The organism is Ponticoccus litoralis (assembly GCF_039769985.1).
Taxonomy (GTDB): Bacteria; Pseudomonadota; Alphaproteobacteria; order Rhodobacterales; family Rhodobacteraceae; genus Ponticoccus; species Ponticoccus litoralis.
The window spans coordinates 3,231,791-3,254,162 of the sequence record NZ_JBDNCH010000002.1; the positions used below are offsets into that span (position 1 = coordinate 3,231,791).

The window sequence follows — 22,372 nt, forward strand, 5'->3', positions numbered from 1 at the left end:
AATTTTCCTCTTCACATCCCCTTTGGGCTTCGTTAAGAGGCGCTTCACCAAGTCAGGACAGTGCGGTCGTGGCGGAATTGGTAGACGCGCAGCGTTGAGGTCGCTGTGGGGTAACTCCCGTGGAAGTTCGAGTCTTCTCGACCGCACCAACTTGAAGCTGAAAGCCCCGCGGTTTCGCGGGGCTTTTGCTTTTGGCCCCACGGTCTTCCCCGAACATGGCCTTCCCCGAAGAGGGGCCCGTGCCCGATCTCTGACGCCGTTCGGGGCGGCGGTGTATCGGGGGACATGTCTCGCCTTGTTGAAGCCGGGCAGGGGCGGCGCCCGGACCGGCCTGCCTGCCGTGATCCGGGGCGCTGGTCGCGGTGCGCCGCCGTGCCATGCACGGGGCGGCGTCGCTCAGCGTCATCGAGAGGCCGCGCTGCCCCCGTGTTGCGGCAGGGGAGCGGCGGCCCCCCTTTGTACGCGGGTCTGGCATCGCGTGGCGCCAAGGTTTTCCGGGATGCTGCGCTGCGGGTCTGGCCGTCATGCAGCGCGCTGCCGGTAGCCGAAGGGAAAGCGTTTGCCCTCGACCGGTCGCTCTGCATAGTGAATTGCCGGAGGGGCAGGCAATGCGGGGGCTGCTGCATGATCGTGACGCCGGAGTATTGCGTGACCATGGCGCGCTACAACGCCTGGCAGAACCGGCAGGTGATCGCCGCCTTCGCCGGGCTGGACGAGGAGGCCCTGCGGGCCGAGCGCGGCGCCTTCTTCGGGTCGCTTCTGGCCACGGCCAACCACCTGCTCTGGGGCGACCGGATGTGGCTGTCGCGGCTGACCGGCACCAAGGGGCCGACGGTGCCCGGCAGCGAAAGCACCACCTTCTGCGCCACCCCGGCGGATTGGGAGATGGCCCGCTACCGCACCGACGCAGAGATCCTGCTGTGGGCCGAGCGCCTGCGCGCGGTGGATCTGGCGGGCGAGCTGGACGTGGTACTCGGGGCTGACCAGTGGCAACCCTCGCCAAGCCCGTGACCCTGTGCATCGTGCATATGTTCAACCACCAGACCCACCATCGCGGACAGATCCACGCCATGCTGACGGCGGCGGGGGCCAAGGGGGCGGTGACCGATCTGGCCTTCATGCCGGACGGCGGGCCCTGGCTTTAGACGACACTCAAAGGGAGAGAGACATGACTTTCAACGCGCTCGTGGTCGAGAAGGACGCCGACAGCGGCAAGACCACCGCCGCCGTTCAGGCGCTGGCAGAGACCGACCTGCCGGATGCCGAGGTGACCGTCGCGGTCGAGTATTCCACGGTGAACTACAAGGACGGGCTCTGCATCGGGCCGGGCGGCGGGTTGGTGCGGCGCTACCCCCATGTGCCGGGCATCGATTTTGCCGGCACGGTCGAGGCCTCGGATGACGCCCGCTACAAGCCCGGCGACAAGGTCGTGCTGACCGGCTGGCGCGTCGGAGAGGCGCATTGGGGCGGCTATGCGCAGAAGGCGCGGGTCAGGGCCGACTGGCTGGTGCCGCTGCCCGACGGGCTGGACACCCGCGCCGCCATGGCGGTGGGCACGGCGGGTCTGACGGCGATGCTGGCGGTGATGGCCCTGCAGGACCACGGCCTGACGCCGGACAAGGGGCCGGTTCTGGTGACCGGTGCCGCCGGTGGCGTGGGGTCGGTCGCCGTGGCGATCCTGTCGAACCTCGGCTTCGAGGTCGCCGCCGTGACCGGCCGCCCCGAGCAGGAAGGCTACCTGCGCGACCTCGGCGCCACGCAGATCGTGCCCCGGGCCGAGCTGACCGAGGTCACGCGCAAGCCGCTGGAAGGCGAGCAATGGGCGGGCTGCGTCGATGCGGTGGCGGGCGCGATGCTGGGCCGTGTCCTGAAACAGGTCAAATACGGCGGCTCGGTCGCGGCCATCGGCCTTGCGGGCGGGGCGGCCATCGAGGGCGCGCTGATCACGCCCTTCATCCTGCGCGGCGTGAACCTTCTGGGGATCGACAGCGTCATGCAGCCCTATGACGCGCGCCTGCGGGCCTGGGCGCGGATCGCGTCGGACCTGCCGATGGACCGGCTCGAGGCCATGGTCCAGCCCGCCACGCTGTCGGACCTGCCGCGCCTCGGCGCCGAGATCCTGAAAGGCCAGGTCAAGGGCCGCGTCGTCGTCGATGTGAACGCCTGACGCAGGGGCAGGGGGCGCCCGCGACAAGGCGCCGCGCCCCCGGCCATGGCGGCGGCCTGCCGCTCCGCGCCCCGGCGGACGCTACGGCAACCGGACGCCATCAGGCCCCCTGCGCGTCGCTTTCGGCGGGCGAAGGGTCGTGACGGTTTGAAGTACCTGTCCTTTTCGCGTTACCCTGTCTTCAGAGGCGTCCTGTCAAGGGGGCCTCCGACCAGAGGGACCCTTCGTCGGCAAAAAGCCGCGGCCCGAATGCTTCGGGTGGGTCGCTGCACGACAAGACAAGGAGTGGACTGTGTTCAAACGGATCATGGTGCCGGTTGACTTGACGCATGCGGATCGTCTCGAGAAGGCGCTTGGCTGTGCGGTACGACATGGCAAAACAATACGGAGCCGAGGTGGTCTACGTGGGCGTGGCCAGTGCCTCTCCCAGCGCGATCGCCCACAACCCACAGGAATATGCGCAGAAGCTGAAGGATTTCGCGGATGCGCAGGCCACGGCGCGCGGCATCACGGCACAGGCCCACGCGCTCACCAGCCACGACCCCGCGACCGATCTTGACGCGACCCTGCTGAAGGCCATCGCGGACACCGGGTCGGATCTGGTGGTCATGGCCAGCCATGTTCCGAACGTCACCGACTACATTTGGGCCTCGAACGGCGGCACCATCGCCGCACACGCCAAGATTTCGGTCATGCTGGTACGCTGAACCGAAGGACAGCCGGGCCTTCGGGACCGGACAAGACCGGCGGCCTGCGGCACCGGCGAGACAGAACGAGAAACAGGACAGGGGACATCTACATGTCAGATTCCACCTCTGGACAGGGCATTCCGGAACCGGAAGGCCAGTCCGACATCATCGAAACCGATTACGAGATCGGTCAGGACAATATCGAAACCCAGATCGGCCCCTTCGGGCTGGACATTCACAACCCGGTCTTCGCCATCTCGGCGGCGGCGGTCGTGGCCTTCGTGTTCTACGCGCTGGCCCTGCCCGAGCAGGCGGCCAGCTTCTTCGGCTGGCTGCGGCCCGCGCTGACCTCGACCTTCGACTGGTTCTTCATGAGCGCGGCGAACGTCTTTGTGCTCTTCTGCCTTGCGCTGATCGTGCTGCCGGTGGGCAGCGTGCGCCTTGGCGGGGCCGATGCCACGCCGGATTACACCTACCTCGGCTGGTTCGCGATGCTCTTCGCCGCCGGCATGGGCATCGGCCTGATGTTCTTCGGCGTGCTGGAACCGGCCTATTACTTCGGCACCCCCCGGGGCGACGAGCCGCTGGGCACGGTCCGGCCCTTCACCGAGGACGGCGCGCTGATCCCCGAGAACGTCGAAGCCGCCCGCCGCATGGCGCTGGCCGCGACCTCCTACCACTGGGCGCTGCACCCCTGGGCGATCTACGCCGTCGTGGCCCTGGCGCTGGCGCTCTTCAGCTACAACAAGGGCCTGCCGCTGACGATCCGCTCGGCCTTCTACCCGATCCTCGGAGAGCGCGTCTGGGGCTGGTGGGGACATGTCATCGACGTCACCGCCGTCTTTGCAACGCTCTTCGGTCTGGCGACCTCGCTGGGCTTCGGCGCGACACAGGCGAACGCGGGGCTGGAAAAGGTCTTCGGCCTGCCCAACAACACCACCGTTCAGGTTATCCTGATCTCGCTCATCACCGCCGTGGCGCTGGTTTCGGTCCTGCGCGGCCTCGACGGCGGCGTGAAGGTGCTGTCCGAGATCAACATGGGCCTCGCCATGCTGCTGCTGCTCTTCGTGCTCTTCGCGGCGGGCGTGGTCGGCATCCTGACCGACTTCGGCAAGGGTCTCGTGGCCTACGTGCAAGAGGTCGTGCCGCTGTCGAACCCCTTCGGGCGCGAGGATGACGGCTTCCGTCAGGGCTGGACGGCCTTCTACTGGGCCTGGTGGATCAGCTGGTCGCCCTTCGTCGGCATGTTCATCGCGCGGGTGTCGCGCGGGCGGTCGGTGCGCGAGTTCGTGATCTGCGTGCTGCTGATCCCCAGCGCGGTCTGCCTGCTGTGGATGTCGGTCTTCGGCGGCGCCGCGATCAACGACATGGTCGCCAACCCCGAGACCTCGGCGGTCAAGGCCAATGTGATCGACGCCTACAGCCCGGAACTGTCGCTGTTTGCGATGCTGGAAGGCCTGCCGCTGGCCTCGATCACCTCGGTGCTGGCCATCGTGCTGGTGATCGTCTTCTTCGTGACCTCGTCGGACTCCGGCTCTCTGGTGATCGACACGATCACCGCGGGCGGCAAGGTCGACGCGCCGGTGCCGCAGCGGGTCTTCTGGTGCATCTTCGAAGGCGCGGTGGCCATCGTGCTGCTGCTGGGCGGGGGGCTTGCGGCCCTGCAGGCCATGGTCATCTCGACCGGTCTGCCCTTTACCGTCGTGTTGCTGCTGATGTGCTACGCGATCTGGAAGGGCCTCCTCGGCCGAGCGCGCCCTGCGCTGACATCGCCCTGACATCGCCCTGACAGGGCAGCGAAAGGCCCCGGTTCTCGCCGGGGCCTTTTTGCCTGCGACGGCCGGTCGCCCGCGGGCCCGGCCCGGGGACCGGGCGGCGGTGGCTTGACCTTCGCGGCGCCGGGCGGTCTTGTCGCGCCCAGAGGCAGGCAGGACGAGGTGGACATGCTGGACAGTGATTTCGTGCGGGCGCAGTTTCCCGCTTTCGCAGAGCCGTCGCTGGAGGGGCAGGCCTTCTTCGAGAACGCCGGTGGCTCCTATACCTGTCAGCCGGTCATCGACCGGCTCGAGCGCTACTACCGCCAGCGCAAGGTGCAGCCCTACGGCCCCTATGCCGCCAGCCGCCTCGCAGGCGAGGAAATGGACGAGGCGCGCCGCCGCATGGCCGCGCTCCTGGGGGTCGAGACCGGGGAACTCAGCTTCGGCCCCTCCACCACCCAGAACACCTATGTGCTGGCGCAGGCCTTCCGGCAGTTCATGCAGCCCGGAGAAGCGGTGATCGTCACCAATCAGGACCACGAGGCCAACTCCGGCCCGTGGCGGCGGCTGGCCGAGGCGGGCATCGAGGTGCGCGAATGGCGCATCGATCCCGAAACCGGCCATCTCGACCCCGAAGACCTGGCGGAATTGCTGGACGAAAAGGTCCGGCTGGTCTGCTTCCCGCATTGCTCGAACATCGTCGCAGAGATCAATCCGGTTGCCGAAATCACCGCCATGGCCCACGCGGCGGGGGCCTTTACCTGCGTCGACGGCGTGTCCTACGCGCCGCATGGCTTTCCGGACGTGGGCGCGCTGGGGGCCGACATCTACCTCTTCTCGGCCTACAAGACCTATGGGCCCCATCAGGGGCTGATGGTGGTGCGCCGCGCGCTGGCCGAGGTGCTGCCGAACCAGGCGCATTTCTTCAACGCAGATGTCCTCTACAAACGCTTCATCCCCGCCGGGCCGGATCACGCGCAGGTCGCGGCCTGCGCCGGCATGGCGGATTACATCGAGACGCTGGCAGCCCATCACGGCTGCGCGCCCGGGGCGGTCCACGACCTGATGCGCGCGCAGGAAGAGCGGCTGCTGCAACCGCTGCTGGACGCGCTCAAGGGCCGCAACCGGGTGCGCCTGATCGGCCCGGCCGAGGCGGCGCGGCGGGCGCCTACGCTGGCGCTGGCGCTGGGACGTCCCGCCGCCCCGGTGGCCGCCGCGCTGGCCGAACAGGGCATCATGGCGGGCGGCGGCCACTTCTACGCGGTACGCCCGCTGCGCGCCCCGGGCCTCGACCCCGAAGAAGGCGTGCTGCGCCTGTCCTTCACCCATTACACCTCAGAGGCGGAAGTGACCAAGCTGATAGAGGCGCTGGACGCGGTGCTCTGACCGCCGCCGCACGAGTCCTCCTCGGCAAATCCTTCGCAGAACCCAAGCCCCCGCGCGCGGCGGGATGCCAAAAGCCGCGCGGGATATGCTGGCCATGACCTCCGAAGACGAAGGCCCCCGCGAATGCGGCAGCCCTCGCGTGCGCAGGGACCCAAGCCGCAAAGGGACGGCGTCCCCCGCTTCTTCGGTCTTGAAAATACCTCGGGGGGCGAGCGTAGCGAGCGGGGGCAGAGCCCCCACCGGTCGCCTGTCCCGCAGGGCAGGCGACCCCACTGAAACCGCAGTGCCCGCGCCGGTGGGACCCGCGCTTGGCCTACAGGAGCCGCGTGGCCTCCTTGCGGGCAAAGCCCTTCATCCCCGCGCCATGCGCGTCCAGAAAGGCCCGGACCCGGTCCGGGTCATGCTTCGACAGGTCCCGCAGCCACCAGGCCACCGCTTTCTGGATGAACCAGTCCCGGTCCGGCACATAGCCCGCCGCCCAGCCCAGCACCCGCTCGCGCGCCTCCCGCTCGGCGGGTTTCGGGAAGGACAGCTTCGCCAGCGGCAGCGTCATCACCAGCGCCGCGCGTCGCACCCAGAGGTCCGGCGATACGGTCCATTCCTCGACCCGGTCCATCCGCGACAGGTCCGCCATGACCCGCCGCGCCCCGGCAGAGCAGGCCTGGTCCGCCACCGCCCAGCCGTCGAACTGCGGCACCCAGCCCGCGATCAGCGCCCAGACCGCCGCATCGGGGCGGATGCGTGCCTGGGTCAGCAGCTTGGCCGCCGCGATGCGCGCCTCGTGGATGTCGCTTTGCCACAGCCCATCCGCCAGCGCGACGCGCTCTTCCAGCGACAGGGCCGCGCGCCAGTCGCGGGTCAGGTCGTTGATCGCCGGATTGGGCGTCCCGAGATAGACCCGCTTTGCCTTGTGATAGGCGGCCATCTCCGGCGCCACGGCGGGGTCGGCGGCGGCACGCAGCGCGCCGAGGGCCGCGTCAATCCGCATCGGCGGGCAGGCCGGTGTCGAAGCCGTCGATGGTCGCGGTATTCTTTTCCGCCCAATAGGTGCGGACGCCCTCGGGGCCCTTCTTCTCGGCCCAGCCTTCCAGCACGCGGCGATCCTCGACGAAATCCATGAAGGGCACGGCATAGCCGCAGGAGGTCTGCACCCGGTCGACCGCCACGTCATAGACCTGCCGCGCGCCGGGGTCGGGCGGAAACAGCGCGTCCTGTTCGGCAAAGCCCGGTTCCTTCGCGTGCAGCACCGTCGCGGTGCCATAGGCGCGCAGGATCAGCGGCCGGGTCTCGAAGGAACACCACATCAGCGTGATCCGGTTGACCCGCGCCAGATGCCCGGCGGTCTCGTTGCCGGACCCGGTGAGGTTGCGCCAGAGGATGCGGTTCGGTCCCATGACGCGCAGCGAATCCATGCCCTTGGGCGAGACGTTGACCCGGCCCGTTTCGGCGGCGCTGCCCACGAAGAACAGCGGCTGCGCTGCGATGAAGCTGCGGTGATCCTCTGTCAGGGCGGGGAACTGCTTTGCCACCTATTCCACCGTCACGGATTTGGCCAGGTTGCGCGGCTGGTCCACGTCGGTGCCCTTGGCGATCGCCGTGTGATAGGCCAGCAGCTGCGCGGGCAGGGCATAAAGGAGCGGCGTCAGGATCTCGGGCACCTCGGGCATCTGGATGACGTGCCAGACATCCTGTCCGGCGATCTCGGCGCCCTTGGCATCGGTGATCAGCACCACCTTGCCGCCGCGCGCCATGACCTCCTGCATGTTCGACACGGTCTTTTCGAACAGCCGGTCGCGCGGCGCCATGACCACCACCGGCACCGTCTTGTCGATCAGCGCGATGGGGCCGTGCTTCAGTTCGCCAGAGGCATAGGCCTCGGCGTGGATATAGCTGATCTCCTTCAGCTTCAGCGCGCCTTCCAGCGCCAGCGGATACATCAGCCCGCGCCCGAGGAAGAGGATGTCGCGCGCCTCGGACAGTTGCCGGGCGATGTGTTCGAAGGCATTGTCCCGCGCCAGCGCGGCGTTCATCACGCCGGGCAGGGTGCGCAGCGCGGCCAGCATTGCGTCGCGGTCCTCGGCGGACAGCCGCCCGCGATCCTCGGCGGCCTTGATCGCCAGCAGCAGCAGCACGTTCAGCTGGCAGGTGAAGGCCTTGGTCGAGGCGACGCCGACCTCGACGCCGGCGTGGATCGGCAGGGCAAGGTCGCTTTCCCGCGCGATCGAGCTTTCGGCCACATTGACCACCGACAGGATGCGGTCGGCCTTGTTCTTGCAGTAGCGCAGGGCGGCCAGCGTGTCGGCGGTCTCGCCCGACTGGCTGACGAAGAGCGCGGTGGTGCCGGGCAGCACCGGCGGCTCGCGGTAGCGGAACTCGGACGCGATATCGACCTCGACCGGCAGGCCGGCCAGTTGCTCGAACCAGTATTTCGCGGTGAAACAGGCGTAGAAGGCGGTGCCGCAGGCGACCATGGTCAGCCGGTCGATCCGGCTGAAGTCCACACCCGGGTCGGGCAGGGCGATGCCGTCGCCGGTCAGGTAGGCGGCAAGGGCGTCCGACAGCACCACCGGCTGCTCGGCGATCTCCTTGGCCATGAAGTGCTTGTGCCCGGCCTTGTCGATGCGCGTCTGGTCCATCTGGACGGTGCGCATGTCGCGGATCACGCGGCGGCCCTCGGCGTCGGTGATGGTTGCCCCCGCGCGGGTCAGCACCGCGCGGTCGCCTTCCTCCAGGTAGGTGATGCGGTTGGTCAGCGGCGCCAGCGCGATGGCGTCGGAGCCCACGTACATCTCGTTGTCGCCATGGCCCAGGGCCAGCGGGCTGCCCTTTCGGGCGACGACCATCAGGTCCTCTTCGCCGTCGAAGAGGAAGGCCAGCGCAAAGGCCCCCTCCAGCCGGTCGATGCATTGCATCGCGGCCTCGACGGGTGACAGGCCGCTGTCCAGCAGGTGCTTGGCCAGCATCGAGATGGTTTCCGTGTCGGTCTGGGTCTGCGGCGTCAGCCCGTGTTCCGCCAGATCCGCGCGCAGCTCCTTGTAGTTTTCGATGATGCCGTTGTGCACCACCGCCACCGGCCCCGAGCGATGCGGGTGCGCGTTGTCGGCGGTGGGCGCCCCGTGGGTGGCCCAGCGGGTATGTCCGATGCCCGACCGGCCCGCCAGCGGTTCGTGCACCAGCAGGTCCGACAGGTTCACCAGCTTGCCGACCGCGCGGCGGCGATCCAGCTTGCCCCGATGCACGGTGGCGATGCCCGCGCTGTCATAACCCCGGTATTCCAGGCGCCGCAGCGCCTCGACGATGGTCGGGGCGACTTCGTGCTGCCCCAGCACGCCGACGATTCCACACATGCGACTGTCCTTTTCTGCTCTGGCCCTTGGCGGCCTTGGTGTCTCAGGCCTTGCCGGCCTCTTTGTCCTTGCGTGCCCGCAACATGCGGAACAGCTTTGTCGCCAGCCCGTCCTTGTTGACCTGCCGCGCCCGCGCGACGGCCAGGGCGCCGGGCGGCACATCCTCTGTCACGACAGAGCCCGAGGCGGTCATCGCCCCGTCGCCCACCGAGACCGGCGCCACCAGCATGGTGTTCGAGCCGATGAAGGCGTTCCTGCCGATCACCGAGCGGTGCTTGAACACGCCGTCGTAGTTGCAGGTGATGGTGCCCGCGCCGATGTTGGTCTTCTCGCCCACCTCGGCGTCGCCGATATAGGTCAGGTGGTTGGCCTTGGCGCCCTCATGCAGGACGGCGTTCTTGATCTCGACGAAATTGCCGACATGCACGTCCTCGGCCAGTTCCGCGCCGGGGCGCAACCGGGCATAGGGGCCGACGACGGCGCCTCGGCTGACGTGGCAGCCCTCCAGATGGCTGAAGGCGCGGATGCGGGCGCCGGATTCAACCGTCACGCCGGGGCCGAAGACCACGTTGGGCTCGATCTCGGTATCGCGCCCGATGACGGTGTCCCAGTGCCAGATGCACGGTCTCGGGGGCGGGCAGGGCGACGCCGTTCTCCAGAAGGGCGGCGCGGGCGCGGGCCTGAAAGGCCTGCTCTGCCGCCGCCAGTTCGGGGCGCGAGTTGATGCCCATGGTCTCGGCCTCGTCGCAGACCACCGCCGTTGCGGTCAGCCCCTCGGCACGGGCAAGGCCCACGAGATCGGTGAGGTAGTATTCCCCCGCCGCGTTGTCGTTCGAGACCTTGGCCAGCAGGGCCATCATCCGGCCCGCGTCCATCGCCATGACGCCCGAGTTGCAGAGCGTGATCGCGCGTTCTTCGTCAGAGGCGTCCTTGAACTCGACGATGGCATCCAGCTGGTCGCCCGCCATCTTCAGCCGTCCGTAGCGGCCCGGATCGGCGGCCTCGAAACCCAGCACGACCACGTCGTGGGTCTGCCGCGCCGCCTGCATGGCGGCAAGCGTCTCTTCCGACAGGAAGGGCGTGTCGCCGTAAAGCACGATGGCATCGCCCTCGAAGCCCTGCAGCGCCGGTTCCGCCTGCCGCACCGCATGGCCGGTGCCCAGCTGCTCGGACTGGATCACCACGCGGATCTCGGGATCGTAGTCCAGCGCCGAGGCCTCGACCGCCTCGGCGCCGTGACCGGCGACGACGACGGTGCGGGCCGGTTCCAGCGCCTGCCCGGCGCGCAGCGCGTGCCACAGCATCGGCGCCTGCGCGATGCGGTGCAGCACCTTGGGGCTGTCCGATTTCATCCGCGTGCCCTTGCCCGCTGCAAGGACGATCAGGGCCATGCTCATGTCGCCATCCGTTTGTCTTTTCGTTGGCCCCGTTCTATCCGGTTGCGGGCGTGAGACAAGGGCATGGCTCTCACGCTTGATTGCGGGTTGTGACAGGGGGCATCTGTGATGCGGAAATGCGTGGTTTTCGACCTCGACGGGACGCTGGCGGACACCAGCGGCGACCTGATCGCGGCGGCGAATGCCTGTTTCGAGGGCATGGGCCGGGCCGTGCGGCTCGACCCGGTGGCGGATGCGGGCGTGGGGCTTCTGGGCGGCAAGGCCATGCTGCGGCTGGGGCTGGAGCGCGAGGGCGCCCTGACTGAGGATCTGCTGACCGAGTGGTATCCGCATCTGCTGCGCTTTTACGGCGATGCGCTCTGCGTCCATACGCGGATGTATGACGGCGCCGTCGAGGCGGTCGAGGCGCTGCGCAGCGCGGACCACGCGGTCTCGGTCTGTACCAACAAGCCCGAGGCGCTGGCAGAGGCGCTGCTGCGCGCGCTTGGGGTGCGCGATCTTTTCGGCGCGCTGGTGGGGGCCGATACGCTGCACACGCGCAAGCCGGACGTGGCGCCCTACTGGGCCGCGGTCGAGCGGGCGGGCGGTGCGCGGGGGGCCTCGCTGCTGGTCGGCGACAGCGACACCGACCGCAACACCGCGCGGGCGGCGGGGCGGCCCTGCGTGCTGGTGACCTTCGCGCCGGGCGGGCAGGCGGTGCACGCGCTGGAACCCGAGGGCGTCATCGACCGCTTCGAAGAGCTGCACCCCGAGGTGGATCGCCTGCTGATGTGAGCCGGGCGGTTTCTTTCAAAGAAACCGGCCCGAAATCTTTGCAAGATTTCGGCTGCCCGCCCGTGAAGGACGGATTGACCGCCCCGCGCGGGCGGGCCACAACCGGCGCCATGACAGAGCGTTTCACCGGCAGTTTCACCCAGCAGGAACCGATCCCCGAAGAGGGCATCGAGGCCGCGCTTTCCGTCCTGCGCCACGGGCGGCTGCACCGCTACAACACCGCCCCCGGAGAGATCGCCGAGACGGCGCTTCTGGAAGAGGAACTCGCCGCGCTCACCGGCGCGCGCTACGCGCTGGCGGTGGCCTCGGGCGGCTATGCGCTGGCCTGCGCCCTGCGCGCGCTTGGCGTGCAGCCCGGCGACCGGGTGCTGACCAATGCCTTTACGCTGGCGCCGGTGCCCGGCGCCATTGCCAGCCTCGGGGCGGTGCCGGTCTTCGTCGCCGTGACCGAGGCGCTGACCATCGACCTCGACGATCTGGCCGCCAAGGCGGGTGAGGCGGGCGTGCTGATGCTCAGCCACATGCGCGGGCATCTCTGCGACATGGCCCGCCTGCTGGAGATCTGCGATGCCGCCGGTATCCGCGTGGTCGAGGACTGTGCGCATACCATGGGCGCCACCTGGGAAGGCCTGCCCTCGGGCCGCCATGGCGTCATCGGCTGCTATTCCACCCAGACCTACAAACACGCGAATTCGGGCGAGGGCGGCTTTCTCGTCACCGATGACGAGGAGCTTGCGGCGCGGGCGGTGATGCTGTCCGGCTCCTACATGCTGTACGACCGCCATCGCGCGGCCCCGGCGCCCGAGGTCTTCGAGCGGGTGAAATACGACACGCCCAATGTCTCGGGGCGCATGGACAACCTGCGCGCCGCGATCCTGCGCCCGCAGCTCGCGCGCGCTGGCCGGACAGGTGGCGCGCTGGAACGCGCGGTACCGCGTGGTCGAAGAGGGGCTGCGCGGCACCCCCGGCCTGACGGTGATCGACCGCGATCCGCGCGGCGGTTTTGTCGGCTCGTCGATCCAGATGCTGCTTCTGGACTGGCCCGAGGGTGCGATCCCCGAGGTGCTGCGCCGCTGTGCCGCGCGCGGGGTCGAGCTGAAGTGGTTCGGCGGCGCCGAGCCTGCCGGGTTCACCTCGCGCTACGACAGCTGGCGCTACGCGCCCTCCGAACCCATGCCCGCCAGCGACCGCATCCTGCGCGGCATCCTCGACATGCGCCTGCCGCTGACCTTCTCGGAGGAGGACTGCGCCCTGATCGCCCGGATCATCCGCGCCGAGGTCGGCGCGGTCTGGCAGGCCTCGGGGCGCGCCGGGGCCTAGATCTCCGACAGCCAGGGCCCGGCGTCTTTGCCGTGGTCGTAACGCGACATGCACCGCGTCAGAGGTGGAACGCGTGCGGCGCGTCGCCGTCGGTTCCGCCTGCCGTCTTGCGAGCAGGGGCAGGGCATGGACCGGGCCTTGGGGCAGACGCAGGGTTTGTGTATGTCCGGCAGTGGTATCGCGGCGGTGACCCGCGTTGAAGGTTGGGTGCGTCCGGCGCATCTCTCTCAGCCATCTTGCGAAGGGCAGTCCGGCATGGCGGATGCATGGACCGGGCCTTGGGGCAGGCGCGGGGCTTGTGCGTGTCCGACAGGCGTATCGCGGCGCGACCCGCGTCGCGCGTGGTGGGCGTCCGGCGCGCTGCGTCCTCTGCCGTCTTCGGCGCGCTGGACCGGGCCTGCCTTCGTTTCACCGTGTTACAGGTTCGGCGGCCTGCCGCGCAGGCAGCCAATCTTCCGGGGGAACGAATTGCGGCGCCGGGATGTTCTTGCTCCAGACTGATCAACAGGAGATAACATCATGAAAACGCGCATCCTTATCGCCGCTACCGCCACCTCTGCCCTGCTTGCCGGTGGTGCCGCCGCGGCAACCTCTGCCTTTGCCACCACCGACCTGAACCTGCGGTCCGGCCCCGGCCCGCAGTACGAGATTATCGGCGTCATCGACGGCAGCACCGAGACCATGGTCGAGGGATGCCTCGCCGAAGCCAACTGGTGCCAGGTCACCTATGACGGTCAGGCGGGCTGGGCCTCGGGCGAGTACCTCGCGCATTCGCTGGAAACCCCGGTTCCGGTCTACTCGCCGGAAAGCCAGGTCGAGGTTTCGACCGTGACCTATGAAGAGCCCGGCGACAACGGCGGCGCGGCGGTTGGCGCCATCGGCGGCGGCGCGGTTGCCGCAGCGGCCCTGGGCGGACCGCTGGCCATCCTCGGCGGCATGCTGATCGGCGGCGGCGTCGGTGCGGCGGTCGACGTGGACGAGACCACCGTGACCTACATCCGCAACAACCCGGTCGACCCCGTCTATGCCACCGGTGAGGTCGTCGTGGGCGCCAAGCTTTCGGACACCGCCGTGGTGACGCCGATCCCGGAAAGCGAATACGGCTATGTCGCGGTCAACAACACCACCGCCGTGGTGGACCCGGCAACCGGCGAGATCGTCTACATCGTGCGCTAAGCCACGCGGTTCACCCCGGAAGTTACCGGCCCCTGCCTCGCGGCGGGGGCCTTTTTCATGCCGGGCTTGGTCGCGCGCCTGTCTGCGGACATCCGGGAAGGCGGTTGCGGCACTGAGCCGTCTGCCCGCGCGGGCCGCTTATCCGGCCTCGTAGAGTTCCAGCGGCAGGTCGTCGGGGTCCTTGAAGAAGGTGAAGGCGCGTCCGGTATAGGGATCGGTTCGGATCGGTTCCACCGCAACGCCCGCGGATTCCAGCCTTGCCTTCACGGCGGCCACGTCCTGAACGGTGAAGGCCAGGTGCCGCAGGCCCTGCGCTTCGGGATGCGAGGGGCGGGGCGGTGGCGCGGGAAAGGAAAAGAGCTCCACCTGCGTGCCGTCCGGCAAGGCGAGGTCCAGCTTCCAAGAGTCCCGCTCCGCGCGGTGGTTCTCTGCCACGACGGTCAGGCCAAGAATATCGACGTAGAAGGCGCGCGCGCGGGCGTAGTCCGAACAGATGATCGCGGCATGATGCAGTCCCGACAGCATGACATCCTCCGTTTCGCGTCAGACCGTTTGTCGTACCGGTCGGGGCAGGTGGTCAAGAGATCCCCTCTGACTGGTGGCGCTGGGTGGGGGCGGAGGCTGGAGGCCTGCGGATCGCCCGTGCCAGTGGTCCGGTCCCCTTCGTCGCCAAAGCCTTCAGAGAGGGGGCCGGTCGGGGTGGTGCCTGTGCCGGGAGCCGGGATGGCGCCGCGCCGCTGGGGTTTGAGGGGAAGCGGTGCTGGGTGATCTTCCGGTGGCCCGGTCGCGTTGTCATGGCCCAACAGGACCTGTCCCGGGACAGGGAGCGGCGGCCCATCTGCCGAAGACCGGGAGGGTGGACCGGGAGCGCGCCGTGCCGGTGGGACTCTGAAAGCGAGCGGCGCAAGGGGCGGCGTACCCGGATCAATCTGGCCGAGAGGGTCAACGCACATTGAACCGGGGGACCAACTGCCGGGCGGAGCGGTCTTGCCCGGGCCGCTTTCTGCCGTGGCGGTGCCGGGTGGCCGGGCGTTGCTGTCCCGCCCCCGGGGCCGCGCCATGAAAAAGCCCCCGCGGCGCAGGGGCCGGGGGGCTTTCATCGCCGGACTGTCGCCGCAGGTCAGGCGGCTGCGGCAAAGGTGACGTGGCCGTGTTCGCCGCCATCGGGCGTGTCGTCGGTCAGGTTCGCCTTGGCGATCTCGTAGAGGTAGCCGACGGTCTTCTCCGTCGCCCAGACCTCGGCGTGAAGCGGGGTGAACTTGACGAGGCGCACCTTGCTGTCCTCGCGGCTCGTTCTCGAACCATGCCGCGGCGAAGACGTTCCACATCTCGTCCAGCTTCCGGTCGTCGTGGACCTCGGTCAGCGTGCCTTCGATCGTGGCGTAGAGGTTGGCCTTGGGGTCGGCCACCTCGAAGCTGGCCTTGCCGCCGCCCTCGGCGCCGTCGTGCGCGGCGGTGCCTTCGGCGGTGATGAACCACAGCGCGTTGGCCTTGCGGTCGGGCTGCGGTGCCATCGGCACGGGGCGCTCACCCTCGGGGGCAAGCAGCCCGGCGCGGACGTCGTCGATGCGGTCCCAGAAGGTGTCGATGAGGGCTGTCATGGTGATCTCCTGCAAGCTGTGTCGTTGCAGGAGAAACACGCGGGGGCCGGACCGGGTTCCGGCGCGCCTTTGGCTGCGCGCAAACGCGGGCAAAGGACCGGGCCGGAGGGAACCGGCCCGGCGCGGGGCCTCAGAAGGTGAAGCTGGTGCTGATCTTGAAGGTCCGGCCCGGCTGGGGCAGGGCGTTGGGGTAGATCGTGTATTCCGTGTCGAAGAGGTTATCGACGCTCAGACGCACGGTCGCCCCCTCCAGCGCGCCCCGGCCAGGCTGCCAAGTGGCGAACAGATCCGCCGTCTGCCAGGCGTCGCCGCCGGTGGCGCCCTCGGGCAGGCGGGTCTGTTCGGCGGCGAAGGTGCCCTTCACGCCCATCTCCCAGTCTGCCCGGGGCCGCAGGCCCACGGTCGCCGTCAGCCGGTCCTGCGGGATGGACCCGAGGTTGCCGCCGCCGTCACGCTCGCCCCGGTTGACGGTCAGCCCGGCCTTCACGAACCAGTCCTGCGCGTCGTAGTCCAGTTCGGCCTCAAGCCCCCAGAGCCGGGCGTCGGTGTTCGTCGTGGTCGTGTAGTCGGTGAACAGCAGCGTGCCCGGCGGTACGAAGACCGGCGACACGGTGCTGAAATCGCCCACCACCTGATCGACGTAATCCTTCACGCTGGCATTGTAGATGTTGGCGCTGAAGCCCAGCCGGTCGCCCGCGCGGAAGACATCCGTGCCGGCGTAGCGCGTGCCCAGTTCGACCTGCGTCGAGGTTTCGGGCTTCAGGTCGGGGTTCGGCACGAAGCGGTTCACGAAAGAGCCGGTGGTGCCCGGCCCGAAGGGCGTGGTGAAGGCGAAGTGCACGCCGTCGTTGTAGATCTCGGACAGCGAGGGCGCGCGGAAGGACCGCGAGACATTGCCGAAGACCTGCCAGTTCTCGGTCGGGCGATAGCTGAACCCGATGCGCGGCGAGGTGAAGCTGCGGTCCACCGTGTCGAGCGCGCTGTCGTCCGGGTCGCGGTGGTAGCGGTCGTGGCGCAGGCCAAGGATCAGGTCCATCCGGTCGCTCAGCCCCAGCGTCGCCTCGGCGAAGACACCCAGCGTTTCCGCGCTGGCATTGGGGTAGGTCGAGCGCAGGGCGCCGTCGCGGTCGCCCTCCTGCTCGTCGCGGAAGGCCTCGAAGCCGTAGACCAGTTCGACCGGCACACCCAGCTCGACCTGCGAGCGGTTCACCACCTCGACGCCGGTGGTGGTGTATTTGGTGGTGTCCAGACGCCCGCCGCTGACCTGCTCTTCGGTGATCTCCAGCCTGTTCGAATACAGCAGGACCGAGAGGTCCAGCAGTTCGGAATTGCCGGGGTTGAAGTCCCAGCTCAGGCGCAGGGCGTCGTGGTCGACCGCGCGGTTGACATCCGTCAGCGGATCAGAGGCACTTGAGGCATTGGGCGGCAGAAGGCCGTCGTCGGTGTATTTCGAATAGCTCAGTTCGAAGCGCTGGTCGGCGTTCGGCTCGAAGCCCAGCTTCACCAGCCCGTTCTGCAGGTCGACGGCAGAGCGCCCGATGGCATTGCCACCGCCGTCCGTCAGGTCGTCGCCCATCCGGCGGTCGGCAAGGAAGAACATGGCGTCGACGGCGCCCCAGTCGCCATAGGCGGCAAGGCTGCGCCCGATGGTCTCGCCGTTCGACGAATAGCTGAGCGCGGTGCGCCCGCCGACCGTCTGGCCCTCCTTCAGCAGGTCGCCCGCGTCGCGGGTTTCGATCGAGATGACACCGCCAAGGGCGCCCGAGCCGTAAAGGGTAGAGCCGCCGCCGCGGATCACCTCGACCCGCTGCACTAGCTCGGGGTCGATGAAGAAGCGCCCGCGGTGCGCCTGTCCGAAGTTCAGCCGCCCGCCGTCCAGCCGCAGCACGATCTGGTCGTCGTCGAAACCCCGGATCGAGGGCGTCTGCGACATGCCGCGCGGGCCGCCGAAGATGTTCACGCCGGGAATGTCGCCGATCAGCGATTCGAAATCGGTGGCCTGCACGCGGGCGAGGTCTTCGGCATCCAGCGCGGTCGCGGCCACCGGGGCCTCTGTCATCGGGCGGGAATCGCGGAAGACGGTTTCAAGCAAGAGCGTGCCGAGGCTCATTCCATCCTGTGCGGCGGCGCTTCCGGCGATCATGGTCGAGCCCAGCAGAAGGGCGAGTTTGCGCATGTCGGTTGGTCCTGTCTGGCATGAGGGATGCCTGCGGGGCCTGCCGTATGGGTGGGGCGCAGTCGTCGAGGGATGCGGCAGTGTCGCCAAATCCGACAGGAAAAGTAAGGTTTTCCGCCGGGCGTACTGCGGGCTTGCGCCGACCTGTTGCGCGGATGCACCATCGCCCCACGCTTGCGGCGATTGACGAAAGCCGCGCGGCGTGCATAAATGAACAAGTGTTCAATAAGCGCGGGGAGGGCGCGATGTTTCTGGCCAGCATGGAGTTCGACCTTGGCGAAGACGTGAACGCGCTTCGCGAGATGGTCCACAAATGGGCGCAGGAGCGGGTGAAGCCGATGGCCGCCGACATCGACCGCGACAACGTCTTTCCGCCCGAGCTGTGGCAGGAGATGGGGGCGCTGGGCCTGCTGGGCGTCACGGTCCCCGAGGAATACGGCGGCGCGGGGCTTGGCTATCTCGCCCATACAGTCGCGGTGGAAGAGGTGGCGCGGGCCTCGGCCTCTGTCTCGCTGTCCTACGGCGCGCATTCCAACCTCTGCGTCAACCAGATCCGTCTGAACGGCAACGACGCACAGCGCGCGAAATACCTGCCGCGTCTGATCTCGGGCGCGCATGTGGGCGCGCTGGCCATGTCCGAACCGGGGGCGGGGTCCGACGTCGTCTCGATGAAGCTGCGGGCCGAGAAGCGCAACGACCGCTACGTGCTGAACGGCAACAAGTACTGGATCACCAACGGCCCCGACGCCGACACGCTGGTGGTCTATGCCAAGACCGACCCGGAAGCGGGGGCCAAGGGCATCACCGCCTTCCTGATCGAGAAGGAGATGGCGGGTTTCTCGACCTCGCCGCACTTCGACAAGCTGGGGATGCGCGGGTCCAACACCGCCGAACTGATCTTCGAGAATGTCGAGGTGCCCTTCGAGAACATCCTCGGCGAAGAGGGCAAGGGCGTGCGCGTCCTGATGTCGGGGCTGGACTACGAGCGGGTGGTGCTGGCGGGAATCGGCCTTGGCATCATGGCGGCCTGTCTCGACGAGATCATGCCCTATATGGTCGAGAGAAAGCAGTTCGGTCAGAGCATCGGGAACTTCCAGCTCATGCAGGGAAAGATCGCCGACATGTACACCGCGATGAACTCGGCCCGCGCCTATGTCTACGAGGTGGCGCGCGCCTGCGACCGGGGCACCGTGACCCGGCAGGATGCGGCGGCCTGCTGTCTGTATGCCTCGGAAGAGGCGATGAAACAGGCGCATCAGGCGGTGCAGGCCATGGGCGGCGCGGGCTTCCTGAACGACGCGCCGGTGGCGCGCCTCTTCCGCGACGCCAAGCTGATGGAGATCGGCGCCGGAACCTCGGAAATCCGCCGGATGCTGGTGGGCCGCGAGCTGATGGGGGCCATGGGATGAGGCCACCGCTGCCTCCTGCGCTTGCGGGTGGACCCGCCGCTGCCGGGGTCACGTGCCTTTGCCCGGATCGCGCCGTGACGGCGAAGCGCCGGCAGCGGCATCGGGCGTTGCCTCAGGGCAGCGGGGCCCGGCCCTGAGATGCCGCGCTGGCTGGTCTGGTCACCCGTCTGGGGGCTTCTGGGGCTGACAGCCGTGCTGGGCTGGCGCGAGGGGCGCGCTTTCGTGACGATGACCGAGGGTGACGTGATCGCCGCCTATGCGCAGCGCTACGTGGCGCAGGCGGGGCCGGGGGCGCGGCCATCGGACTGCACGGCGGAACCGGGCGGCGCCGCGTGGCTGGTGATCCGCTGCGGGCGTGGGCCGGTGATGGAATATCACGTCAGCCGCTTCGGCTGGCTGAAGCGCATCACAGGCCCCGCGGGGCGCGATATCTTGGAAGGACCGAAAACATGAAATGGATGGCTCTGATGCTTCTGCCCGGCGCGGCCTTCGCGCAGGACGGGATGGTGTTCTCGCCGCAGGCGACCGAGGCCTGTTTCGCAGAGGAAGGCTATGCCGAGGATTGCATCGGCCTCTCGGCCAACCAGTGCATGACCGACACGTTCGGCGGCGAGTCGACCGCCGGGATGGGCGGCTGTCTGGATGCGGAATGGCAGTATTGGGACAACCGCCTGAATGCCGCCTACGGCGAGGCGATGGCGCAGGCGAAGTCCATGGACGCGGACAAGATGGAGTTTGCCCCCTCGCAGACCGAGGCCCTTCAGGCGATGCAGCGGCTGTGGATTCCCTACCGCGACGGGCAGTGCGACTATGTCCGCAGCCAGTGGGGCGGCGGCACCGGCGGCGGGCCCGCCTCGCTGGAATGCCTGATGACCCTGACCGCGCGGCAGGCGCTGTTCCTCGAAAGCGCAACGCAAGAGTACTGATGCTGCAAAACCCCGGATCATATCAGGCGCTGCGCGACGGCTTCCGGTGGGAGATCCCCGCCCGGCTGAACCTTGCCGCGCAGGCCTGCGATGACTGGGTGGCACGGGCGCCGGACCGGCTGGCGCTTATCGACCTCAGCGGGGGCGCGCGCCGCGACTGGAGTTACGGCGCGCTTCACGACCTGTCCCGGCGGGTACAGGCAGCGCTGTGCGCGCGGGATGTGTCGCGCGGCGACCGGGTGGGTGTGCTGCTGTCGCAATCGCCGTTCTGTGCCGCCGCGCATCTGGCGATCTGGCGCATGGGGGCGGTTTCGGTGCCGCTGTTCAAGCTGTTCCGCCGGGACGCGCTGGCCAGCCGGGTGGGCGACAGCGGCGCGGCGGTGGTGGTGACAGACGACGAAGGCGCCGCGATGCTGGACGGGCTGGGCGTCTCGGCGCTGACCGGCGCGGCGCTGTCGACCGACGCCGCACCCGCCGCGCCGGAACCGACCGGCCCCGAGGACCCTGCCGTGCTGATCTACACCAGCGGCACCACGGGCACACCCAAGGGCGCGCTGCACGGCCACCGGGTGTTGACCGGCCACCTTCCGGGGGTCGCGGTCAGCCACGATTTCCTCGGCCAGCCGGGCGACGTCCTCTGGACGCCCGCCGACTGGGCCTGGATCGGTGGGCTTTTCGACGTGCTGATGCCGGGGCTGGCGCTGGGTGTGCCCGTGGTCGCCGCACGGATGCCGCGTTTCGACGTGGCCGAATGTCAGCGCATCGTGGCAGAGGCGGGGGTGCGCAACGTCTTTTTCCCGCCCACCGCGCTGCGGATGCTGAAGGCGGCGGATGCCACGCTGCCGGGGCTGCGTTCCGTCGCCTCGGGCGGCGAGCCGCTGGGGGCCGAGATGCTGGCCTGGGGACGGCAGGCCTTTGGCGTCGGGATCAACGAATTCTACGGCCAGACCGAGTGCAATATGGTCGCCTCGTCCTGCGGGGCGCTGTTCCCTTCGCGGCCCGGCGCCATCGGGCGCGCCGTGCCGGGCTTTGATGTGGCGGTGATCGATGCGCAGGGGCAGCCGACCGCCGCAGAGGGCGACATCGCCGTGCGGCGCGGGGCGGCCTCGATGTTCCTCGGCTACTGGAACCGTCCCGAGGCCACGGCAGAGAAGTTCCGCGGCGACTGGATGCTGATGGGCGACCGGGGCGTCGCAGAGGGCGGCTTTCTGCGCTTCCCGGGCCGCGAGGACGACGTGATCACCAGCGCCGGTTACCGCATCGGTCCCGCCGAGATCGAGGATTGCCTGATGAGCCATCCGGCGGTCGCCACCGTGGGGGTCGTCGGCAAGCCCTGCGCCCTGCGCACCGAGATCGTCAAGGCCTATGTGGTGCTGAAACCGGGCGCCGCACCGGGTGAGGCAGAGTTGATGCACTGGGTGAAGGAGCGCCTTGCAAGCTATTCCTACCCAAGGGAAATCGCCTTCGTCGAGGCGCTGCCCATGACCGTCACCGGCAAGCTGATCCGCAAGGACCTGAAGGCCCGCGCCGCGGCGGAGGTTTCGGCATGATCCGCGCGCTTGCCCTGACCGCCAGCCTTGGCATTTGCCCTTGCCACGCGCAGGAGGAGGCGCGCGAACCGCTGCCGGATTTCGCCACCTGCATGGATATGGAGGCGGCGCGCTACGAGCGTGCGCTGAAGCGGCTGCGCGAGATGCCCGACGCGCCGGAGTTCGAGATCGGCGACGAACGCGGCACCGGCTATTGCGGGTCGGTGGGCATCGTCCTCTGCGACCGGCTGGAGGTGCCGGAGCAGGTCCAGGACTGCCAGCTGGCCCTCGCCGCAGAGCAGCTGGCGCTGGCCGCAAAGGTCCGCGACACGCTGCCCGATCCCGAGGCGGTCCAGACCGGCGGCGCCTTCGAGCAGGCCCTCTATCCGCAGGTCTACGCGCTGGCCGAGGGCATCTCGGCAGGCCCCGACTGCGATGGGGCCGAAGCCGCCTTTCAGGCCTGGTGCACCGCATGGGAGGCCAACAACCGCCTCTCGACCGCCGTTCTGGCCCGGCAATTGGCGCGCTTCATGGGCCTGGCCGAACCGGCGACAGAGGCGGGCTGGGCCGACAGCCCGCCCCCCGTCCGGCCCCGCGCGCGTGCGGACGAAAGCTGACCCCATGCCGTTATCCACAGGAAATCTCTGGAAATCGCGAAAATCCCGCACAAAGGCGCCGGACCGTACCGGGCACCGGTATTGCGTGGCTTTCCGGCAGG

Annotated in this window: 19 protein-coding genes, 1 tRNA gene and 3 pseudogenes; 15 read left to right on the plus strand and 8 right to left on the minus strand. The window is 68.8% G+C overall.

Annotated features, from left to right (window positions below; all coding sequences use genetic code 11):
- Nucleotides 1–62: 62 nt before the first annotated feature.
- The 7 genes from ABFB10_RS17045 to ABFB10_RS17075 all read left to right on the plus strand — a co-directional run bounded on the left by ABFB10_RS17045 (nucleotide 63) and on the right by ABFB10_RS17075 (nucleotide 5,999).
- Nucleotides 63–149 (plus strand) — tRNA-Leu (locus ABFB10_RS17045).
- A 475-nt stretch (nucleotides 150–624) separates the two neighbouring features.
- A complete protein-coding gene (locus ABFB10_RS17050; RefSeq protein ID WP_347167409.1) occupies nucleotides 625–1,011 on the plus strand; it encodes a DinB family protein in 387 nt (128 codons plus the stop codon).
- The gene (locus tag ABFB10_RS17055) at nucleotides 987–1,145 is read left to right on the plus strand and encodes a DinB family protein (RefSeq protein WP_347167410.1); all 159 of its coding nucleotides are present in this window, start codon (nucleotides 987–989) and stop codon (nucleotides 1,143–1,145) included. Before ABFB10_RS17050 ends, ABFB10_RS17055 begins: the two co-directional genes overlap by 25 nt.
- A 23-nt stretch (nucleotides 1,146–1,168) precedes the next feature.
- Nucleotides 1,169–2,167, plus strand: coding sequence for an acryloyl-CoA reductase (gene acuI, locus ABFB10_RS17060; protein ID WP_347167411.1), 999 nt, complete (start codon nucleotides 1,169–1,171; stop codon nucleotides 2,165–2,167).
- 371 nt (nucleotides 2,168–2,538) lie between these two features.
- The gene (locus ABFB10_RS17065; RefSeq protein ID WP_347167412.1) at nucleotides 2,539–2,874 is read left to right on the plus strand and encodes a universal stress protein; all 336 of its coding nucleotides are present in this window, start codon (nucleotides 2,539–2,541) and stop codon (nucleotides 2,872–2,874) included.
- 92 nt (nucleotides 2,875–2,966) lie between these two features.
- A complete protein-coding gene (locus ABFB10_RS17070) occupies nucleotides 2,967–4,634 on the plus strand; it encodes a BCCT family transporter (protein ID WP_347167413.1) in 1,668 nt (555 codons plus the stop codon).
- A gap of 165 nt (nucleotides 4,635–4,799) precedes the next feature.
- A complete protein-coding gene (locus ABFB10_RS17075; RefSeq protein WP_347167414.1) occupies nucleotides 4,800–5,999 on the plus strand; it encodes an aminotransferase class V-fold PLP-dependent enzyme in 1,200 nt (399 codons plus the stop codon).
- A 313-nt stretch (nucleotides 6,000–6,312) separates the two neighbouring features.
- Here the strand turns inward: ABFB10_RS17075 and ABFB10_RS17080 are convergent, their stop codons facing one another.
- From ABFB10_RS17080 to glmU, 4 genes and pseudogenes are all read right to left on the minus strand, one after another.
- A complete protein-coding gene (locus tag ABFB10_RS17080) occupies nucleotides 6,313–6,987 on the minus strand; it encodes a DNA alkylation repair protein (RefSeq protein ID WP_347167415.1) in 675 nt (224 codons plus the stop codon).
- Nucleotides 6,977–7,528: a pyridoxamine 5'-phosphate oxidase family protein gene (locus ABFB10_RS17085; protein ID WP_347167416.1), complete on the minus strand. Its 552-nt coding sequence runs from the start codon at nucleotides 7,526–7,528 to the stop codon at nucleotides 6,977–6,979. The genes ABFB10_RS17080 and ABFB10_RS17085 overlap by 11 nt, the downstream gene beginning before the upstream one ends.
- Entirely contained in the window at nucleotides 7,529–9,346 is a 1,818-nt protein-coding gene (gene glmS, locus ABFB10_RS17090) for a glutamine--fructose-6-phosphate transaminase (isomerizing) (RefSeq protein ID WP_347167417.1), read from the minus strand.
- A gap of 43 nt (nucleotides 9,347–9,389) precedes the next feature.
- A pseudogene (glmU, locus tag ABFB10_RS24240) lies at nucleotides 9,390–10,743 on the minus strand (bifunctional UDP-N-acetylglucosamine diphosphorylase/glucosamine-1-phosphate N-acetyltransferase GlmU).
- Between the two features lie 108 nt (nucleotides 10,744–10,851).
- Between glmU and ABFB10_RS17105 the strand changes: the two are divergent.
- From ABFB10_RS17105 to ABFB10_RS17115, 3 genes and pseudogenes are all read left to right on the plus strand, one after another.
- The gene (locus ABFB10_RS17105; protein ID WP_347167420.1) at nucleotides 10,852–11,517 is read left to right on the plus strand and encodes an HAD hydrolase-like protein; all 666 of its coding nucleotides are present in this window, start codon (nucleotides 10,852–10,854) and stop codon (nucleotides 11,515–11,517) included.
- A gap of 110 nt (nucleotides 11,518–11,627) precedes the next feature.
- Nucleotides 11,628–12,837 (plus strand): annotated as a pseudogene (locus ABFB10_RS17110) (DegT/DnrJ/EryC1/StrS family aminotransferase).
- A 519-nt stretch (nucleotides 12,838–13,356) separates the two neighbouring features.
- The gene (locus tag ABFB10_RS17115) at nucleotides 13,357–14,013 is read left to right on the plus strand and encodes an SH3 domain-containing protein (RefSeq protein ID WP_347167421.1); all 657 of its coding nucleotides are present in this window, start codon (nucleotides 13,357–13,359) and stop codon (nucleotides 14,011–14,013) included.
- Nucleotides 14,014–14,151: 138 nt separating this feature from the next.
- On the opposite strand, the gene gloA2 is transcribed toward ABFB10_RS17115, so the two are convergent.
- The 4 genes and pseudogenes from gloA2 to ABFB10_RS17135 all read right to left on the minus strand — a co-directional run bounded on the left by gloA2 (nucleotide 14,152) and on the right by ABFB10_RS17135 (nucleotide 17,790).
- Nucleotides 14,152–14,538 carry an SMU1112c/YaeR family gloxylase I-like metalloprotein gene (gene gloA2, locus ABFB10_RS17120; RefSeq protein ID WP_206564841.1) on the minus strand — a complete coding sequence of 129 codons (387 nt, stop codon included), beginning with the start codon at nucleotides 14,536–14,538 and terminating at the stop codon, nucleotides 14,152–14,154.
- A gap of 595 nt (nucleotides 14,539–15,133) precedes the next feature.
- Complete coding sequence (locus ABFB10_RS17125; protein WP_347167422.1) at nucleotides 15,134–15,286, minus strand: pyridoxamine 5'-phosphate oxidase family protein; 153 nt, start codon at nucleotides 15,284–15,286, stop codon at nucleotides 15,134–15,136.
- 79 nt (nucleotides 15,287–15,365) lie between these two features.
- Nucleotides 15,366–15,614: pseudogene (locus ABFB10_RS17130) on the minus strand (pyridoxamine 5'-phosphate oxidase family protein); the annotation flags it as partial.
- A gap of 130 nt (nucleotides 15,615–15,744) precedes the next feature.
- Complete coding sequence (locus ABFB10_RS17135) at nucleotides 15,745–17,790, minus strand: TonB-dependent hemoglobin/transferrin/lactoferrin family receptor (RefSeq protein ID WP_347167423.1); 2,046 nt, start codon at nucleotides 17,788–17,790, stop codon at nucleotides 15,745–15,747.
- Between the two features lie 245 nt (nucleotides 17,791–18,035).
- Between ABFB10_RS17135 and ABFB10_RS17140 the strand changes: the two genes are divergently transcribed.
- From ABFB10_RS17140 to ABFB10_RS17160, 5 genes are all read left to right on the plus strand, one after another.
- Entirely contained in the window at nucleotides 18,036–19,199 is a 1,164-nt protein-coding gene (locus ABFB10_RS17140; RefSeq protein WP_347167424.1) for an isovaleryl-CoA dehydrogenase, read from the plus strand.
- Between the two features lie 138 nt (nucleotides 19,200–19,337).
- Nucleotides 19,338–19,652 carry a hypothetical protein gene (locus tag ABFB10_RS17145; protein ID WP_347167425.1) on the plus strand — a complete coding sequence of 105 codons (315 nt, stop codon included), beginning with the start codon at nucleotides 19,338–19,340 and terminating at the stop codon, nucleotides 19,650–19,652.
- Nucleotides 19,649–20,125 carry a lysozyme inhibitor LprI family protein gene (locus tag ABFB10_RS17150; RefSeq protein ID WP_347167426.1) on the plus strand — a complete coding sequence of 159 codons (477 nt, stop codon included), beginning with the start codon at nucleotides 19,649–19,651 and terminating at the stop codon, nucleotides 20,123–20,125. Before ABFB10_RS17145 ends, ABFB10_RS17150 begins: the two co-directional genes overlap by 4 nt.
- Nucleotides 20,125–21,675, plus strand: coding sequence for an AMP-binding protein (locus ABFB10_RS17155; RefSeq protein WP_347167427.1), 1,551 nt, complete (start codon nucleotides 20,125–20,127; stop codon nucleotides 21,673–21,675). The genes ABFB10_RS17150 and ABFB10_RS17155 overlap by 1 nt, the downstream gene beginning before the upstream one ends.
- A complete protein-coding gene (locus ABFB10_RS17160; RefSeq protein ID WP_347167428.1) occupies nucleotides 21,672–22,271 on the plus strand; it encodes a hypothetical protein in 600 nt (199 codons plus the stop codon). The genes ABFB10_RS17155 and ABFB10_RS17160 overlap by 4 nt, the downstream gene beginning before the upstream one ends.
- Nucleotides 22,272–22,372: the final 101 nt, after the last annotated feature.